General features: G+C 59.9%; 14 protein-coding genes. 6 read left to right on the forward strand and 8 right to left on the reverse strand.

The annotated features are described in order from the left end of the window. Positions 1 to 50 precede the first annotated feature (50 nt). The 6 genes from AC1Q6Y_RS03120 to AC1Q6Y_RS03145 all read left to right on the forward strand — a co-directional run bounded on the left by AC1Q6Y_RS03120 (position 51) and on the right by AC1Q6Y_RS03145 (position 7,590). Positions 51 to 2,174, forward strand: a complete 2,124-nt coding sequence (locus AC1Q6Y_RS03120; RefSeq protein ID WP_492624025.1) for a TonB-dependent receptor plug domain-containing protein — start codon at positions 51 to 53, stop codon at positions 2,172 to 2,174. A 1-nt stretch (position 2,175) separates the two neighbouring features. Continuing rightward, positions 2,176 to 3,108: an ABC transporter substrate-binding protein gene (locus AC1Q6Y_RS03125; RefSeq protein ID WP_492624026.1), complete on the forward strand. Its 933-nt coding sequence runs from the start codon at positions 2,176 to 2,178 to the stop codon at positions 3,106 to 3,108. Further along, positions 3,105 to 5,006 carry an ATP-binding protein gene (locus tag AC1Q6Y_RS03130; protein WP_429520533.1) on the forward strand — a complete coding sequence of 634 codons (1,902 nt, stop codon included), beginning with the start codon at positions 3,105 to 3,107 and terminating at the stop codon, positions 5,004 to 5,006. The genes AC1Q6Y_RS03125 and AC1Q6Y_RS03130 overlap by 4 nt, the downstream gene beginning before the upstream one ends. Before the next feature lie 247 nt (positions 5,007 to 5,253). Beyond that, on the forward strand, positions 5,254 to 5,769 hold the full coding sequence (gene fabA, locus AC1Q6Y_RS03135) for a 3-hydroxyacyl-[acyl-carrier-protein] dehydratase FabA (protein WP_003227150.1): 516 nt from the start codon (positions 5,254 to 5,256) through the stop codon (positions 5,767 to 5,769). Between the two features lie 11 nt (positions 5,770 to 5,780). Further along, a complete protein-coding gene (fabB, locus tag AC1Q6Y_RS03140) occupies positions 5,781 to 7,001 on the forward strand; it encodes a beta-ketoacyl-ACP synthase I (protein WP_007974551.1) in 1,221 nt (406 codons plus the stop codon). A 400-nt stretch (positions 7,002 to 7,401) separates the two neighbouring features. Next, positions 7,402 to 7,590, forward strand: coding sequence for a hypothetical protein (locus AC1Q6Y_RS03145; RefSeq protein WP_057713661.1), 189 nt, complete (start codon positions 7,402 to 7,404; stop codon positions 7,588 to 7,590). Positions 7,591 to 7,657: 67 nt separating this feature from the next. On the opposite strand, the gene AC1Q6Y_RS03150 is transcribed toward AC1Q6Y_RS03145, so the two are convergent. From AC1Q6Y_RS03150 to AC1Q6Y_RS03185, 8 genes are all read right to left on the reverse strand, one after another. Beyond that, positions 7,658 to 8,605 carry a hypothetical protein gene (locus tag AC1Q6Y_RS03150; protein ID WP_492624027.1) on the reverse strand — a complete coding sequence of 316 codons (948 nt, stop codon included), beginning with the start codon at positions 8,603 to 8,605 and terminating at the stop codon, positions 7,658 to 7,660. Between the two features lie 158 nt (positions 8,606 to 8,763). Next, positions 8,764 to 9,306: a DUF2058 domain-containing protein gene (locus tag AC1Q6Y_RS03155; protein ID WP_057713659.1), complete on the reverse strand. Its 543-nt coding sequence runs from the start codon at positions 9,304 to 9,306 to the stop codon at positions 8,764 to 8,766. Positions 9,307 to 9,334: 28 nt separating this feature from the next. Continuing rightward, on the reverse strand, positions 9,335 to 10,168 hold the full coding sequence (gene mazG, locus AC1Q6Y_RS03160; RefSeq protein WP_218494360.1) for a nucleoside triphosphate pyrophosphohydrolase: 834 nt from the start codon (positions 10,166 to 10,168) through the stop codon (positions 9,335 to 9,337). Positions 10,169 to 10,305: 137 nt separating this feature from the next. Further along, positions 10,306 to 12,549: a GTP diphosphokinase gene (relA, locus tag AC1Q6Y_RS03165; protein ID WP_090457279.1), complete on the reverse strand. Its 2,244-nt coding sequence runs from the start codon at positions 12,547 to 12,549 to the stop codon at positions 10,306 to 10,308. A 122-nt stretch (positions 12,550 to 12,671) separates the two neighbouring features. Beyond that, positions 12,672 to 14,024, reverse strand: a complete 1,353-nt coding sequence (gene rlmD, locus AC1Q6Y_RS03170) for a 23S rRNA (uracil(1939)-C(5))-methyltransferase RlmD (RefSeq protein WP_492624028.1) — start codon at positions 14,022 to 14,024, stop codon at positions 12,672 to 12,674. Further along, on the reverse strand, positions 14,024 to 14,926 hold the full coding sequence (gene cysM / locus AC1Q6Y_RS03175) for a cysteine synthase CysM (RefSeq protein WP_056728010.1): 903 nt from the start codon (positions 14,924 to 14,926) through the stop codon (positions 14,024 to 14,026). The genes rlmD and cysM overlap by 1 nt, the downstream gene beginning before the upstream one ends. Positions 14,927 to 15,094: 168 nt before the next feature. Beyond that, positions 15,095 to 16,516: a histidine kinase sensor domain-containing protein gene (locus AC1Q6Y_RS03180; RefSeq protein WP_492624029.1), complete on the reverse strand. Its 1,422-nt coding sequence runs from the start codon at positions 16,514 to 16,516 to the stop codon at positions 15,095 to 15,097. Further along, positions 16,506 to 17,225 (reverse strand): response regulator transcription factor, encoded by a 720-nt coding sequence (locus AC1Q6Y_RS03185; RefSeq protein WP_492624030.1) that lies wholly within the window; start codon positions 17,223 to 17,225, stop codon positions 16,506 to 16,508. Before AC1Q6Y_RS03185 ends, AC1Q6Y_RS03180 begins: the two co-directional genes overlap by 11 nt. Positions 17,226 to 17,326: the final 101 nt, after the last annotated feature.

A 17,326-nucleotide genomic window follows, 5' to 3' on the forward strand; every position in this document is an offset into this window, starting at 1 on the left:
CATTCGGCTCGGTTAACATGCGCGCCAACAATCACTGACAGGGATGTGTTGTGTCTCCGGGCTCTCCTTCACCGCATTCACCTCTGGTACTGGCGCTGATTTTCAGCTCGCCGGCGCTGGCCGACGACTTGTTCCTGGACAACGAACCGCTGCCGCAAGTACTCACCGCCACGCGCCTGAAGCAGTCGCCGGCGGCCGTGCCGGGAAGCATGACAGTGATCGACAGTGCCCTGATCCACGCCAGCGGTGCCCGTGACATCAGCGAACTGCTGCGCCTGGTGCCGGGGATGATGGTCGGCAACATCAGCGGCAATCAGGCGACGGTGAACTACCACGGCACCAATGCGAATGAAGCGCGGCGCATGCAAGTGCTGATCGATGGGCGCTCGGTGTATCGCGCCGGCCTGGCCACCGTGGACTGGAGTGACATTCCGGTGGCCATGGAAGACATCGAGCACATCGAAGTCTTTCGCGGACCGAATACCGTCAGCTACGGCGCCAACGCCCTGATGGCGGTGGTCAACATCATTACCCGGCGCCCGGCCGACAGTCACGGCACGCGAATGAAGGTCACCCGGGGCCAGCGCGGCATCAACGACTTTTACGCCAGCCAGGGCCTGGGCTGGGAGGATGGTGACATGCGCCTGTCCCTGTCCGGCCAGCAAGACGACGGCTTCGACACCGACCGAACCGGCGCTGACTACCATGACAGTCGTCGCCTCGAGCGCTTCAACCTTACCGTCAGCCAGAGCCTCGACGAACGGCAAAGCCTCGATTGGCAATTGAATGCCAAGGACGGCACCAACCAGCGGCCCTATACCTACCGGCCGGTGTTCCCGGGAATTACCCGCGCCGGCGACGACTCCGACGTCACCGCCAAGGACTACGCCGGGTCATTGCGCTGGAATCTGGACGTCAATCCGGACCACAGCCTTTATATCCAGGGGTCGGCCCAACACTGGGATCGCCAGCAAACCTGGCGCGCCTGCGATGCAGAAGTTTCGTTCAGCCCGCAGCTGACCGAACTCTGGCAGTTGAACCCGAACTACACCGAGCGCCTGGCCCGCAATATCACGCGTTTCATCGGCTCTGGTGCGCCGGCCGGCACGCCCGCCGAGCAGGCGCTGGCCAACCAGGTACTCGATCAATGGCGCAACGGCGCGAGCCAGACCGTTTGCGGCGACATCGACCAGAGCACCCGGGAATCGCGCTACGACCTCGAACTGCAGGACACCCTGAGCCTTGCCGATAACCTGCGACTGGTCAGCGGGATGAACTATCGTTACGACCGGGCGGATTCCGAGACCTACTTCAATGGCACGCTCGATGACAGGATCTGGCGAGCGTTCGGCCAGTTCGAGTGGCGTGCCACCGAACACTGGCTGCTGCAAGGCGGCGCCATGTTCGAGGACACCCGGTTGACCGGTAGCTCGCTGACACCTCGCATGGCAGTCAACTACCTGATCAACCCGCGCCACGGCTTGCGTGCGGTGTACTCCGAGGCCATCCGCTCACCGGACATGTTCGAGAACAACGTCAACTGGAGTTATCAGGTCACCAACCTCAAGCCCGGTGCGTTTGGCCAGTCCAGCGCCCGTTATTTCGTCAAGACCCGCGGCCCCGGCGACCTTGATCAAGAGCACATGCGCTCCCGGGAACTGGGCTACAACGGCTATTTTCCCGAACCGGGGCTGGCGCTCGACGTGAAGCTGTTCCACGACGAAATCACCGGCATGATCAGTGAGCCGCTGCGCAACAATCAGTACATTGCCAGCAATGCCAACAAGGCGCGCTTTTCGGGGGTCGAAACCCAGCTCGACTGGCGTGTCGGCAGCCTCGATCGCCTGCGACTGACTTATGCCTACGTCGATACCGATGCCAGCAATCCGCTGGATGCCAGACAGACTGCAAGTAACAGTGGTTCGGCCGGATGGCTGCGCGATTGGGGCCAAGGCTGGAACAGTGCGCTTTTCTACTATGGCGATGACGCCCTCAACGGCTACCGCTTTGAACGGGTCGATGCGCGCATCGCCAAACGCATCGCCTTGGGCAAGGCCAGCCTGGAACTGGCCGGGGTGCTCCAGCAACGGCTGGACAATCAGCCGACCACCTTCATCGACAATAATTATGACCAGCGCCAGGTGATGTATTTCAGCGCCGAGCTGGAGCTTTAAGATGCCGAATCGCCCGGCCTGCAGAATGCCGCCCCTGGGTCGGCTGCTGGCCATACTTTGCCTGCTGACAAGCGGCCTGCTGGGCAGCCTGGCGAGTAACGCGGCCGACATTTTGCTAACGGGGGCCGAAGACAGTCCCGGTGTGCGGGCGTTTACCCAGGCCCTGAGCGAGTTGCGACCACACGATAACGTACGCTTCCAGACGCTGGCCAAAATGCCGATACCGGACAAGCTCCCGGAAAACATCCGCTTGATACTGCTCGACCTGCCCAGCCTCGACTGGCGCCTGCAAAACGCCCAGGGCCCGGCGACTCTCGTATTGCGCATCAGCCGCCTGCAAGCCCGGCAACGCTTGAACAATACATTGCCTGCGCGCCTGTGCTTGCTATGGAGCGATCCACCACTGGACCGCCAGTTACGCTTGACCCGCACCCTGTTGCCACAAGCCAGACGCATCGGCGTGCTCTACGACACCCACAGTGAATTCCTGTTGAATGAGCTGCGTCAGGCCGCCCTCCCCCTGGGTCTTGAGATGGTCACCCAGCGCTGGGATAACATTCACGACAGTCGTCCATTACAGGCACTGCTAAATAACAGCGACGTGTTGCTGGGACTGGACGATGCCGACCTGTACAACCCGCAAACCGCAAAGAACCTGCTGCTGAGCAGCTATTCCCGGCAAGTGGCCCTGATCGGACCCAACGCCGGATTCGTCAAGGCCGGAAGCCTGGCCAGCACCTATAGCGATCAGAGCGACTGGCTGGCGGTCCTCGATGAATTGCTCGACCAGCCACCGGCCACCTGGCCGCGCACGCACTATCCCCATCGATTCAAGGTCGCGAGCAACCCGCAAGTCGCACGTTCATTGGGTATCGAACAGATAAACGAAGCGTCTGTCGCCACACTGCTGGCTGAAGGAGAACGCCGTCCATGAGCTTGCGCCGTCGCTGGGACATCAACACTCGCACCCAACTGATCAGCCTCGGCCCTGCACTGCTGCTGACCTTGTTGCTGATCAGTTTCTTCACGTTCGTGCGCATCCAGGATCTGCGTCAGGAAATCTCCCACACCGGCCAGTTGATCGCCAATCAACTGGCCCCGGCCACCGAGTACGGCGTGATTTCGGGCAACATCGAAGTGCTCGAAACCTTGCTCAAGGCGACGCTGGCCACGCCCAACGTGAGTTTTCTGGAAATCCAGGACAGTGCAAACCGGGTTCTGGTGTACGTCGAACAACCGAGCGAACACCACAATCGCGCGCAACAGCTCGAAGTGTTCCAGGCACCGATACGGCTCCAGCGTATCGCGTTGCACAATGATTTTTTCCAGAGCAGCAAAACCGCCACTGCCGCCCCCACCGAGGACTACCTCGGTCGGGTGATCGTCGGGCTGTCCAACGATGCCTTCAGCCGGCGCCAACAGGAAATCGTGCTCAAGGCCGCCATCCTGGCGCTGTTTGCCCTGCTGTTTACCTTCATCGTGGCCCGCCGCCTGGCGGGCAGCCTGTCGAAACCGATCCGTGATATCGGCAATGCGGTCAAGGCGATCCAGGACGGCGATTACAACACACCGCTGCCCATTGTCGACGACACCGAGCTGGGGGCGCTGTCGCAACACATCAACAACCTCGCCAGCGGTCTCGAACAGGCCAGCCGCGAACAGCATCAGGCCATGGCGCAGTTGATCCAGACCCGCGAAGAAGCGGAAAAGGCCAACAACGCCAAATCCGATTTCCTCGCCATGATGAGCCATGAACTGCGCACGCCGATGAATGGCGTACTGGGCATGCTGCAGTTACTGGAAACCACCGACATGACCGAGGAGCAGGTGGAGTACGCGGCGCTGGCCTCCGAATCCACCGAGCACTTGCTCAAGGTCATCAACGACATCCTGGATTTCTCGCGGATCGAACGTTCAGAGCTGGAACTGGAGCACATTGCATTCAACCTCACCGACCTGATCGGCAGTTGCGCCCAGTCGTTCCAGCACAGCGCCGCGCAACGCGGTCTGGACCTGCAACTGATGATCCCCGACGACATGCGCGGTTTGCAGGTCAAGGGCGACCCGACGCGTATCCGTCAGATACTGGTCAACCTGGTCGGCAATGCGCTGAAGTTCACCGAGCAGGGCCGCGTCACGATCGAGGCGCAGTGGCAGTCGCTGGACCACGAGTTGCTGTGGTTCACCTGCACCGTGCGCGACAGCGGCATCGGCATCCCGGCGCAAAGCCTGGAATTGATGTTCAACGCTTTCCAGCAGGCCGACAGTTCTATTTCAAGACGCTACGGCGGTACGGGGCTGGGCCTGCCGATTGCCCGTACCCTGGCCGAACGCATGGGCGGCACCTTGCGCGCGCAGAGTGAGGAAGGCCGAGGTTCGGTGTTCACCCTGGAAATTCCCCTGGCATTGCACCAGCAGACACAACCGCTGCTACCCCCTCGCGCGCAATCGCGCAACAGCAACGGCGAAGGACGCAATGTGTTGTTGGTCGAAGACAACCCGGTCAACCAGACCGTCATCGAAGCCATGTTGCGCAGCCTGGGCTTCAAGGTCAGTGTCGCTGCCGACGGCGCGCAGGCGGTGCGCAGCGCCGAGAGCCTGATCTTCGAAGCGATCCTGATGGATTGCCGCTTGCCGATCATCGATGGCTATGAAGCCACCCGACAAATACGCAATCTACCCGGTTGCACCGACCTGCCGATCATCGCCCTGACCGCCAATGCCTTGCAGGGTGACCGCGAAGCCTGTCTGTCGGCGGGGATGAACGATTACCTGGCCAAGCCGTTCAAACGGACTGATCTGCAGCAAATTCTTCAGCGTTGGGTGCAGTAGTACAGGCCTTTCGACCATCTGCGACTGGCGTGAAAGGCGAAAGTGCGGCAGTCTTAGTCACCCGAACAGGCCCGAAAAGGGGCTTGAATAATAATTTCAGTGCACAAGTGTACATTCATGTCCTTGGTGCTGTGACTTTCACCACAACGCAATAGTCTATGAGTAGGCTGCCGGTTCGAGGCATGAACGCTTCGATCGGCCGGGAAGATTTGCCCCACCTGCCGCATGGGACTATTGAGGAGCTCGCATGACCAAACAAAACGCCTTTACCCGGGAAGATCTGCTGCGCTGCAGTCGCGGTGAGCTGTTCGGCCCTGGTAACGCGCAACTGCCCGCCCCGAACATGCTGATGGTTGATCGCATCACCCTGATCAGCGAAGAAGGTGGCAAGTACGGCAAAGGTGAATTGGTCGCCGAGCTGGATATCAATCCGGACCTGTGGTTCTTCGCCTGCCACTTCGAAGGCGATCCGGTGATGCCGGGCTGCCTGGGCCTCGACGCCATGTGGCAACTGGTCGGCTTCTTCCTGGGCTGGCAAGGCCTGCCGGGCCGTGGCCGTGCGCTGGGTTCGGGCGAAGTGAAATTCTTCGGCCAGGTCCTGCCGACCGCCAAGAAAGTCACCTATAACATTCATATCAAGCGCGTCCTCAAGGGCAAGCTGAACCTGGCCATCGCCGACGGTTCGGTCACTGTCGACGGTCGCGAAATCTACACCGCCGAAGGCCTCCGGGTCGGCGTGTTCACCTCCACTGACAACTTCTAAGGGTTATCCGCATGCGCCGCGTCGTTATCACTGGTCTGGGCATCGTTTCTTGCCTGGGCAATGACAAAGAGACCGTCTCCGCTAACCTGCGTGCAAGCCGCCCTGGCATCCGGTTCAACCCGGAATATGCCGAAATGGGTCTGCGTAGCCAGGTTTCCGGCTCCATTGACCTCAACCTTGAAGAACTGATCGATCGCAAGATCTATCGCTTCGTCGGCCACGCGGCAGCTTATGCCTACCTGGCCATGAAAGACGCCATCACTGACTCCGGCCTGACCGAAGAGCAGGTTTCCAACCCGCGTACCGGCCTGATCGCCGGTTCCGGTGGCGCATCGACCTTGAACCAGATGGAAGCGCTGGACATCCTGCGCGAGAAAGGCGTCAAGCGCGTCGGCCCATACCGCGTAACGCGGACCATGAGCAGCACCGTTTCCGCTTGCCTGGCCACTCCGTTCAAGATCAAGGGCCTGAACTACTCCATCGCTTCTGCCTGCGCCACCAGTGCTCACTGCATCGGTACCGCCATGGAACAGATCCAGATGGGCAAGCAGGACATCGTCTTCGCCGGCGGCGGTGAAGAAGAGCACTGGAGCCAGTCGTTCCTGTTCGACGCCATGGGCGCCCTGTCCAGCAAGCGCAACGACACCCCGGAAAAAGCTTCCCGTGCCTACGACGCAGACCGTGACGGTTTCGTCATCGCCGGCGGTGGCGGCATGGTCGTGGTTGAAGAGCTGGAACATGCTCTGGCCCGCGGCGCGAAGATCTACGCGGAAATCGTTGGCTACGGCGCGACCTCCGACGGCTACGACATGGTTGCCCCGAGCGGCGAAGGCGCGATCCGCTGCATGCAGCAGGCGCTGTCCACCGTCGACACCCCGATCGACTACCTGAACACCCACGGCACTTCGACCCCGGTCGGCGACGTCGCGGAAATGAAAGGTGTGCGTGAAGTGTTCGGCGACAAGGCTCCGGCCATCAGCTCCACCAAGAGCCTGTCGGGTCACTCCCTGGGCGCTGCCGGCGTTCACGAAGCGATCTACTGCATGCTGATGATGGAAGGCAACTTCATTGCCGGCTCCGCCAACATCGACGAGCTGGACCCTGAAGTGGCCGACCTGCCGGTGCTGACCAAGACCCGCGAAAACGCCACCATCAACACCGTGATGAGCAACAGCTTCGGTTTCGGTGGCACCAACGCCACTTTGGTACTGAAGCGCTGGGAAGGTAAGTAATTTCCCTCTGCTGAGTCGCACATGAAAACGCCCCGACTGGTTCGGGGCGTTTTTTTTGGCCTCAAAGAATTCGACACCACAACCATTGTGGGAGTGAGCTTGCTCGCGATGAGGGAGTGTCAATCGACATCATTGCTGTCTGACCCACCGCCATCGCGAGCAAGCTCGCTCCCACAGTTTCAGTGCTCGACACTGGATTTGTGGTGCCTTCAACATGAAACGTTTGTCATGAAACTTAACGCCCTGCGACTGAATGTCGCGGATTCCGCGGGCTGCAGGACTGTTTCCATTTTTGCAAAAAACCGTTACCAAACTCAGTTATTTACTTAGCAAGCTAACAAAACATATAACAGAGTCCTGCACACGCCTTGCTGCAGATAACAGAGATTGGAGCTAGCAGATGACTGTAAAAGTAACTGAACGCGACGATTCACATAAATCCCACGAGGGTGTAGCCGCCGGTATCCGGATCTGGGACGTGCATCAACAAGACCTGCTGGTCGGGATGTTCCACTCCGAGATCGACGCGCAAAACTACAGGGCCGAACTGGAAATGCTCGAGCGCAACCGCGAGCTCGCAACCGGTTGAAGGCAGACTCCACCACCATGCAGCCTGCCCCTTCCCGCACGGGCAGGCTGCAACCGGAGCACGCGGCTCAGGCAATCTGAATGGCCGCTAAATGAAGGGAGTCGTCGATCACCACCGAAGGAACAACACCGACGATCCAGCCCGCCTCAAGCTTCACCACCTCGCACTCACCATCGCCCATGCCGTCATTGCGGACGGCAAACTGAAGCGAAGATAGATGACGCTTGCCGTCATCGAAGTCCATGCCACAGGCGATCAGGAAATCGATTTTGGCCCCCGCCAGTTCAACCTCCTTGTCCCGTTCACCGTCTTTCAACGCCGCATAATCGAGGCACAAGTTGATACCGAATGGGCAACCCACTACAAGACTATTAATAAATATTCCTTCGTAGCCACCAAAGTAACTGTGCTCGGCCTGTACACTACTGACCTTATTTACCCGTACCACAACCTCATCGAACAACTTGAAAAACCAGTACCCGTCTTCCGAGCCTACATGTCTTCCAAAATCGATTCCTGACACATAACGCTTCGGCCACATCGACATCAGCGGCATGTCGACCTCATATTCCTTATTGGAAATTGTGAGCACATAATTAATGACATCGTAATAGCTCGACTCCCCCTCTCCCACCTTGATCAGCGTCGCACAACTTCCCGCCAATAAAACGATCTTGCCGTAGCGCTGCACTGGCAGATCACTTATCAACAGCGTCACACACTCGGTCACCTTCGTCAGATAAGCAGAGTTCAGTTCGTGAAGCTCCTGTTCATTACGGACTTCGTGCCAGGGAATGTTCCAGAAAAACTCAGGCAGGGTTACGAAAACGCACGCGGGCCTGCCGTGATCGTCGCGAGCAGCTTTCGCAGCGATCTTGATCTTTCGGCGCACAAGCTCCGCTCGTGCGACAAGCTCGTCGTCCAGATAATCGTGAATGGATTGATCGGGTTGTCGCGGCTGTGAAAGCTGCGATTTAAAAGTGGGTTGGCGTAACGAGGCGATACTTACCAGCATTGACAATATCCTTATTCATTTAATTTCATTCCATTAGTTCTCTCCCCTGAGAATATTTCGGGCAAAAGAAAACCCGAGAGATCGTATCGACGCGATCTTTCGGGTTCAATTCATTAATCCAGCAATGTACTAACAAACATGTAATGGAAGAGAAGCGATTACCACATCAGATCATCAGGGATCTTGTAGGCCGCATACGGATCGTCCTCGACGCTGACTTCTTCGGTCTGCACATTCATCTGCACGATGCGTTGCGGGTCGCGCTCCTGAATCTTCAATGCCGCCTCGCGCGGAATCACTTCGTAGCCGCCAGCGTGATGCACGATGGCCAGCGAACCGCTGCTGAGCTTGTTGCGCATCAGGGTGTTGACGCAGATGCGCTTGACCTTTTTGTCGTCGACGAAGTTGTAGTAATCCTCGGTCGTCAATTTCGGCAGGCGCGAGACTTCGATCAATTGCTTGACCTGCGCGGCACGGGCCTTGGCCTCAGCCTTTTCCTGCTGCTGGCGGTTGAGCTCCTGGTCGCGCTTGACCTTCTCGGCCATGGCTTCCTGTGCCGCGCGCTGCTGGGAGTCATCCAGCTCGATCTGGCCTTTGTGGGCCAGGCGTTGCTGTTTCTGCTTGTCTTTGCTGACCTGCTTGGCCTGCTTCTGGTTGACCAGCCCTGCTTTGAGCAACTGGTCGCGAAGGGAAATGCTCATGGTGCTTATTACTCACTTAGGCCACTGCTCAACCGCAGCTGGGCAAATTCTTTTCCTGACGTTTGGCTTCGCCCCACAAGGCGTCCAACTCTTCGAGGGTGCAATCTTCCATGGGACGGCGGGTGTCGCGCAATGCCTGTTCGATAAAACGAAAGCGTCTTTCAAACTTGCCGTTGGCACTCCGCAGTGCGGTTTCCGGATCAACCTTGAGGTGCCGCGCCAGATTCACCACGGAGAACAGCAGGTCACCGATCTCTTCGGCCACGGCCTCGGGATCATTTTCCGACATGGCTTCGAGGACTTCATCGAGCTCTTCACGCACTTTGTCGAGCACCGGCAAGGCGTCCGGCCAGTCGAACCCGACCTGCCCCGCGCGCTTTTGCAATTTCGCCGAACGTGACAACGCCGGTAATGCAGCGGGGACGTCATCGAGCAATGACAGCTGTTCGGGCGCGCAGGACTTCTCTGCGCGCTCCTCGGCCTTGATCTCTTCCCAGCGCTGCTTGACCTGCTCTTCGCTGAGGCGCGGGACATCCAGCGGTGCATAGAGGTCGCCCGTAGGGAACACATGGGGGTGACGACGGATCAGCTTGCGGGTGATGCTGTCGACCACACCTTCAAACTCGAAGCGCCCTTCTTCCCGGGCCAACTGGCTGTAATACACCACCTGGAACAACAAGTCGCCGAGCTCCCCCTGCAAGTGATCGAAGTCACCGCGCTCAATGGCGTCGGCGACTTCGTAGGCTTCTTCCAGAGTGTGGGGGACGATGGTGGCGTAAGTTTGCTTGATGTCCCACGGGCAACCGTACTGCGGGTCGCGCAGGCGGTTCATGAGGTGCAGCAGGTCTTCAAGTGAATACATCAATCTCTCTCACTGCAAAGTCCCTTGTGGGAGCGAGCTTGCTCGCGATAGCGGACAGTCAGACAACACCTGTGTTGAATGTTGAACCGTCATCGCGAGCAAGCTCGCTCCCACAGTGGATCGGCGCTGAACATGCATCACGGCGTACGGTTACGCCGGGTTTCGATGATATTCGGCAACTGGGAAATCCGCCCCAGCAACCGCCCCAATGCATCCAGCCCCGGAATCTCGATGGTCAGGGACATCAGCGCGGTGTTGTCCTCCTTGTTCGAACGGGTGTTGACCGCCAGCACGTTGATCCGCTCATTGAGCAAAACCTGCGAGACGTCACGCAGCAACCCGGAACGGTCGTAGGCGCGGATGATGATGTCCACCGGATAGGTGAGTACCGGTACCGGGCCCCAGCTGACCTGGATGATCCGCTCCGGCTCCCGCCCACTCAGTTGCAGCACCGAGGCGCAGTCCTGGCGGTGAATGCTCACGCCGCGGCCCTGGGTGATGTAACCGACGATGGCATCACCCGGCAATGGCTGGCAGCAGCCGGCCATCTGGGTCATCAGGTTGCCGACGCCCTGGATCTGGATGTCCCCGCGCTTGCCCGGTTTGTAGCCGGTGGCCTTGCGTGGTATGAGTTCAAGCTGTTCGTTGCCACGCTCCGGCTCGACCAGTTGCTGCGCGAGGTTTACCAGTTGCGCCAGGCGCAAATCCCCGGCGCCGAGGGCGGCGAACAGGTCTTCGGCGGTTTTCATGTTGGCCTTGTCGGCCAGCTTGTCGAAATCCACCGCTGGCAGGCCGAGGCGATTGAGTTCGCGCTCGAGCAAGGTTTTACCGGCCGCGACGTTCTGGTCGCGAGCCTGCAACTTGAACCAGTGAACGATCTTCGCCCGTGCCCGCGACGTAGTGACATAACCCAGGTTCGGGTTCAGCCAGTCACGGCTCGGGGTGCCGTGCTTGCTGGTGATGATCTCGACCTGTTCACCGGTTTGCAGGCTGTAGTTGAGCGGTACGATGCGCCCGTTGATCTTGGCGCCACGGCAGTTGTGACCGATCTCGGTGTGTACGCGGTAGGCGAAGTCCAGCGGGGTCGCGCCCTTCGGCAAGTCGATGGCGTGACCGTCCGGGGTGAAGATGTAGACCCGGTCCGGCTCGATGTCGACCCGCAGTTGCTCCGCCAGGCCACCGATGTCGCCCAGTTCTTCGTGCCATTCGAGCACCTGGCGTAGCCAGGAAATTTTCTCTTCGTAGTGATTGGAACCGGATTTGACGTCGGTGCCTTTGTACTTCCAGTGGGCGCATACCCCCAGCTCAGCCTCTTCGTGCATGGCGTGGGTGCGGATCTGCACTTCCAGTACCTTGCCTTCCGGACCGATCACCGCCGTGTGCAGCGAGCGGTAGCCGTTTTCTTTCGGGTTGGCGATGTAGTCGTCGAACTCTTTCGGGATATGCCGCCACAGAGTGTGGACGATGCCGAGCGCGGTGTAGCAGTCGCGCATTTCCGGCACCAGCACGCGCACGGCACGCACGTCATAGATCTGGCTGAACTCCAGACCCTTGCGCTGCATTTTGCGCCAGATCGAATAGATGTGTTTGGCCCGGCCGCTGATGTCGGCATCGACGCCGGTGGCCTGCAGTTCGTTTTTCAGCTGGCTCATCACGTCGCTGATGAAGCGCTCGCGATCCAGTCGCCGCTCATGGAGCAGCTTGGCGATCTGCTTGTACTGGTCCGGTTCCAGGTAACGGAAGGACAAGTCTTCCAGTTCCCACTTGATGTGACCGATACCCAGGCGATGGGCCAATGGCGCGTAGATGTCGAAGACTTCACGGGCCACACGGTTGCGCTTTTCGTCGTCGGCGGTTTTCACCGCACGGATCGCGCACGTGCGTTCGGCCAGTTTGATCAGGGCGACGCGAACGTCGTCAACCATGGCCACCAGCATCTTGCGCAGGTTTTCCACCTGGCCCTGGGTGCCCAGCACCAGGGATTTTCGCGGACTCAGGCTGTCGCTGATCGCGGCCATGCGCTGCACGCCGTCGATGAGCTTGGACACCACCGGACCGAAGCGCTGGCTGACGGCGGGCAACTTGATCTGGCCTTCGCGCACGCCTCGATACAGGATCGCGGCGACCAAAGAGTCCTGGTCGAGTTTGAGATCGGCGAGGATCTCGGCGATCTCAAGCCCTGTACGGAAAGTCGAGTTACCTTCCGACCACAGATTCTGTGCCGCATTGGCTTGTTGTTCGGCCTCGCGAGCGTACTCGCAGGCCTCTTTCAAGGCTTCGCGATCCAGTGCCAGATCGACACTGACCGCATGATCGAGCCAAGCCTCGAGATTGATACTGCCGTCGGTGTTGATCGGCTGGTGTGCTCTCACCTGTACCATCTTGCTTACCTTCCCTACGACGCAGATTCAATGCGTCAAATCGCTGACCTTCGTTGCCGGTTCGCCCACGTCGGGCTGGGTGCGCGGCTGCACGGGCGGGCCAGTCGGACCAGACGAGCATCCTAGCTCGCTTCAAATAACGCCATGGCCTCGACATGTGCCGTTTGAGGAAACATATCGAGAATCCCGGCACGTTTTAACCGGTAGCCCTGCTTGATCAATTCGACCGTGTCGCGCGCCAGAGTTGCAGGGTTGCACGACACATACACCAAACGTTCGGCGCCCAGGCTCCTGAGCTTGCGCACAACCTCGAAAGCACCGTCACGCGGTGGGTCCAAGAGTACCGCACAAAAGCCTTCGGCGGCCCATTCGGCGTCCGTCAAAGGCTGGGATAAATCGGCCTGAAAAAACTTCGCGTTATGCAGATTATTGCTGGCCGCATTCGCCGCGGCCCGATCGACCATCACCTGCACGCCTTCGACCGCCACCACTTCACGAGCGGCCTTGGCCAGCGGCAAGGCAAAGTTGCCCAGGCCACAGAACAGGTCGAGTACGCGCTCATCCGCTGTCGGCTTCAGCCAGTCCAGCGCCTGGGCGACCATCGCTTCGTTGACGGCGGCGTTGACCTGAATGAAATCCCCGGGACGATACGCCAACTCCAGGTCCCACTGTTCAAGACGATAGCCCAACGACTGATCGGCCTCGACCGGTTGCGGTTCACCATCGCCGTGCAGCCACAACTGGGCTTCATGGAACGCGCAGAATTCCTTGAGGATCGTCAGGTCGGCATCGGACAACGGCGCCATGTGCCGCAGTAAAACCGCCAGCGTCGAGCCGCTGAACAACTCCACATGCCCGAGTGCCTGGGGCTTGCTCAAGCGCCGCAGCATCTCCGGCAAGCGGGCCATGATCGGTTGCAAGGGCTGTACCAGCACCGGGCAGTCATCGATGCCCACGATGTCCTGGCTGCCAGCGGCACGGAAACCGACTTCGAGTTTTTTTGCCTTCATGTCCCAGCGCACCGCGACGCGGGCGCGACGGCGGTAAGCGAACTCCGCAGCGCTCAATGGCGCTGCCCACTCATCGGGTTCGACGCCCGCGACTCTCGACAACTGCTCGGCGAGCATGCGCTGTTTCAGGGCAAGCTGTTCGTTGTGGGGCAGATGCTGCACGCTGCAACCGCCACAGCGGCCGGCATGGGCGCACGGTGCAGGGCGGCGTAATTCGCTGGCCTTGAACACCCGTTCGGTGCGCGCCTCGACCACTTTGCCATGGGCACCGAGGACGCGCGCCTCGATCTCTTCACCGGCCAATGCGCCGATGACGAACCAGGTGCGACCTTCGAAAAACGCGATACCGCGACCGTCATTGGCCAGGCGCTCGATGGTCAGGCGCTGCTTTTTGCCGGTCGGGACTTGCGGGGCCTTGCTGCCGCCGGTGGGCTGGAAGCGCAGGCCTCTTTCATGTTTGGCCATCAGTTGGGCGCGTCGAAAATGCCGGTCGACAAGTAACGGTCGCCACGGTCGCAGATGATCGCGACGATCACCGCGTTTTCAACTTCTTTGGACAGGCGCAACATTGCCGCCACGGCACCGCCCGAGGACACGCCACAGAAAATGCCTTCTTCGCGGGCCAGACGACGGGTCACGTCTTCGGCTTCGCTTTGCGCCATGTCGACGATCCGGTCCACGCGGTCAGCCTGGTAGATCTTCGGCAGGTATTCCTGAGGCCAGCGGCGGATCCCCGGGATCGCCGAGCCTTCCATCGGTTGCAGACCGATGATTTGCACGTTGTCGTTCTGCTCTTTCAAGTAGCGCGACACACCCATGATGGTACCGGTGGTGCCCATGGAGCTGACGAAATGGGTGATGGTGCCCTGGGTCTGGCGCCAGATTTCCGGGCCGGTGGTGGTGTAGTGCGCCTCGGGGTTGTCACCGTTGGCGAACTGGTCCAGGACCTTGCCGCGACCTTCGGCTTCCATCTTTTGCGCGAGGTCACGGGCGCCTTCCATGCCCTGCTCCTGGCTGACCAGAATCAGCTCGGCGCCATAAGCTGTCATGGCTGCCTTGCGCTCGGCGCTGGAGTTGTCGGGCATGATCAGGATCATCTTGTAACCCTTGATCGCAGCAGCCATGGCCAAGGCGATCCCGGTGTTGCCCGAGGTCGCCTCGATCAGCGTATCGCCGGCGTGGATCTGCCCGCGCAGCTCGGCGCGGGTGATCATCGACAGCGCCGGACGGTCCTTGACCGAACCCGCCGGGTTGTTCCCTTCGAGCTTGAGCAAAAGGGTATTGCTGGTGGCGCCGGGCAGGCGCTGCAAACGGACCAGCGGAGTGTTGCCGACGCAATCGGCGATGGTTGGGTACTGCAAGGTCATGGCGTATTCGCAATCCAGACTGCGGGGGCGACTATCATACCGGCAAACGTTCCCAGGCCATATCACGCAAAGTGCGGTGCTTATGGCTTATGGGAATAAGCAGATATGTTGCGGTGAACAGGAGGGCCTAATCGCGAGCAAGCTCGCTCCCACAGGGTGCCGGGGTGATCACAGGTTTCGCGGTTCAAGCACGGTCAGTGTAGGAGCGGGCTTGCCCGCGATGGCGTCGGCACTGGCGCTATCAACATCCGCCAACAACCGCATGTTCAGGCGCAACCCGGTTCCGGTGTTCTGTGCCCACAACTGTCCGCCCTGACGCTGCACCGCGTTTCGGGCGATGCTCAAGCCCAGGCCAAACCCACCATCCCCCGGCCGCGAACCGTCGAGTCGGGTGAACGGCAGGAAGATCCGCTCCAGATCAGCTTCCGCCACGCCGCCACCCTGATCCTCCAGCCATAGATGCCAGAAATCTCCATCACGCTGGCCGCCGAGCAGGACAACCCCACCATCAGGTGAATGCCGAATCGCATTGCGCAGAATGTTTTCCAATGCCTGGGCCAGGGTGTTGAGATGACCGCGAACCCAACAGGATGAATCTACGGTGCATTGCAACTGCGTATCGGGCCAACCACTTTCATAGCAGGCGTTCTCCGTGAGCATTTCCCACAGGGCCTGGATCTGGATCGCTTCGTCAGGCAATCGGGTGCGCTCGGTATCGAGCCACGCCAGTTGCAGCGTGTCTTCCACCAGGCGCTGCATGCCATCGACTTCACGGCCGATGCGTTCGCGCAATGGCTCCAGCCCCTGCTCGCTTTCACTGGCCACCCGCAGGCGGCTCAAGGGCGTGCGCAATTCGTGGGACAAGTCGCGCAGCAGTTGCTGCTGCAAGGCCACAGTGCTTTGCAGGCGCTCGGACATGTGATCGAACGCCCTGCCCAACTCGCCCAATTCATCGGAACGATTGGTAGTGCGGCTCGACAGGCGCACATTCAGTTGGTCGGCACGCCAGGCATTGGCCTGTTCACGCAGGCTGTTGAGCGGCACCACCAACAAACGATACAGCCCGACGCACAACAGCAAGGTGAACAATCCCGGAATCACGCCGTTGGTGATCACCCGCCAGAACACCCGGTATCGCCCGGGTACGAAGCGCTTGGGCAACTCGATCACCAGGCTGCCGACGGAGGGGTCACCGGGAAACGGTATGCGCATCCACGGCCGGCCTTTCTTGTGGATGGGCCAATCGAGGCCGCGCAAAAAAGTCAGGCGTTCGACTTCCGTGTCCGTCAGCGATTGGTTGCTCAAGGACTGCAAATCACCGCCGATGACACCGACCCAACCTTTTTCCCGCTGATGCATGCCTTGCAGCCAGTCATCGACACCGGCGCTCTGGCTTTGCTGCCAGGCCTGTTCGGCTTCGGCGGCATAACCGGACAGGGTGCCGCGGGCCTCATCGGAGAGGAACTGGTTACGCTGCTCCATGTAACGGCCCCAGGACCAACTCAGCCAGATCATCAACAGACAGAAAGCGACCAATAGACAGGCCAGTTTCCAGAACAGCGAATGCCTGCCCGGCAAGTTACATGTCATCGGCGGCGCTCAGGATGTAGCCCTTGCCCCAAACCGTACGCACTTCGCGCTCGGTATATCCAATGGCCTTGAGCTTGCGGCGGATCTGGCTGATGTGCATGTCCAGGCTGCGGTCATGGGCCGCGTAACCGCGCTGCAGCACCTGCTGATAAAGGAAGGCTTTGCTCAGTACTTCGTCGGCGCTGCGGTGCAGCGTCTCCAGCAACCGATACTCGCTGCGGGTCAGGCCACCGGCCTGTTCGCCATAAAAGACCTCGAAGCTTTCATCGTCGAAACGCAGGCTGTCCATCGACGGGGCCGGCACTGCGGGCGCGGGTCGGCGGTCGAGTGCCACCCGCCGCAGAATGGCTTCGATGCGCACCCGCAACTCCACCATGCTGAAGGGCTTTGGCAGGTAATCATCAGCCCCCAGGCGAAAGCCGCTGATGCGATCGGCCTCGGCACCGAGGGCAGACATCAGCAACACCGGGGTGGAATGGCTCTGGCGCAATTGGGTCAGTATCGCCAGGCCGTCCATGCCCGGCAGCAGAATATCCATCAACACCACGTCGAATGGTTGCCGGCGGGCAATGTCCAGGCCTTCCTGACCGTTCTGGCACCAGGTCACCTGGAAGCCGCTGCGGTCCAGATGCTCATGAACGTAGGCTCCGAGCACAAGGTCGTCTTCGATGGACAGGATTCGGGGAAGGCCGGCAGTGATGGGAGTCATGACTATCTGCAAATAATTCTCAGTTGAGCGATTATTCAAGATTGCCTCGCCAGGGGCAACCCACCGTTTGTCCCAATTGCCAATGAGTCGTCCGATCCGAC

This window comes from Pseudomonas sp. GW823-FHT06E10 (assembly GCF_058794995.1).

What these genes read in the sequence shown, in the direction of transcription:
- AC1Q6Y_RS03155 (WP_057713659.1), bottom strand. Translation starts at nt 9,306, where the DNA reads ATGAGCATTTCCCTTCGCGACCAGTTGCTCAAAGCAGGGCTGGTCAAC.
- fabB (WP_007974551.1), top strand. Translation starts at nt 5,781, where the DNA reads ATGCGCCGCGTCGTTATCACTGGTCTGGGCATCGTTTCTTGCCTGGGC.
- AC1Q6Y_RS03125 (WP_492624026.1), top strand. Translation starts at nt 2,176, where the DNA reads ATGCCGAATCGCCCGGCCTGCAGAATGCCGCCCCTGGGTCGGCTGCTG.
- AC1Q6Y_RS03180 (WP_492624029.1), bottom strand. Translation starts at nt 16,516, where the DNA reads ATGACATGTAACTTGCCGGGCAGGCATTCGCTGTTCTGGAAACTGGCC.
- fabA (WP_003227150.1), top strand. Translation starts at nt 5,254, where the DNA reads ATGACCAAACAAAACGCCTTTACCCGGGAAGATCTGCTGCGCTGCAGT.
- cysM (WP_056728010.1), bottom strand. Translation starts at nt 14,926, where the DNA reads ATGACCTTGCAGTACCCAACCATCGCCGATTGCGTCGGCAACACTCCG.
- AC1Q6Y_RS03145 (WP_057713661.1), top strand. Translation starts at nt 7,402, where the DNA reads ATGACTGTAAAAGTAACTGAACGCGACGATTCACATAAATCCCACGAG.
- AC1Q6Y_RS03150 (WP_492624027.1), bottom strand. Translation starts at nt 8,605, where the DNA reads ATGCTGGTAAGTATCGCCTCGTTACGCCAACCCACTTTTAAATCGCAG.
- AC1Q6Y_RS03185 (WP_492624030.1), bottom strand. Translation starts at nt 17,225, where the DNA reads ATGACTCCCATCACTGCCGGCCTTCCCCGAATCCTGTCCATCGAAGAC.
- AC1Q6Y_RS03130 (WP_429520533.1), top strand. Translation starts at nt 3,105, where the DNA reads ATGAGCTTGCGCCGTCGCTGGGACATCAACACTCGCACCCAACTGATC.
- mazG (WP_218494360.1), bottom strand. Translation starts at nt 10,168, where the DNA reads ATGTATTCACTTGAAGACCTGCTGCACCTCATGAACCGCCTGCGCGAC.
- relA (WP_090457279.1), bottom strand. Translation starts at nt 12,549, where the DNA reads ATGGTACAGGTGAGAGCACACCAGCCGATCAACACCGACGGCAGTATC.
- rlmD (WP_492624028.1), bottom strand. Translation starts at nt 14,024, where the DNA reads ATGGCCAAACATGAAAGAGGCCTGCGCTTCCAGCCCACCGGCGGCAGC.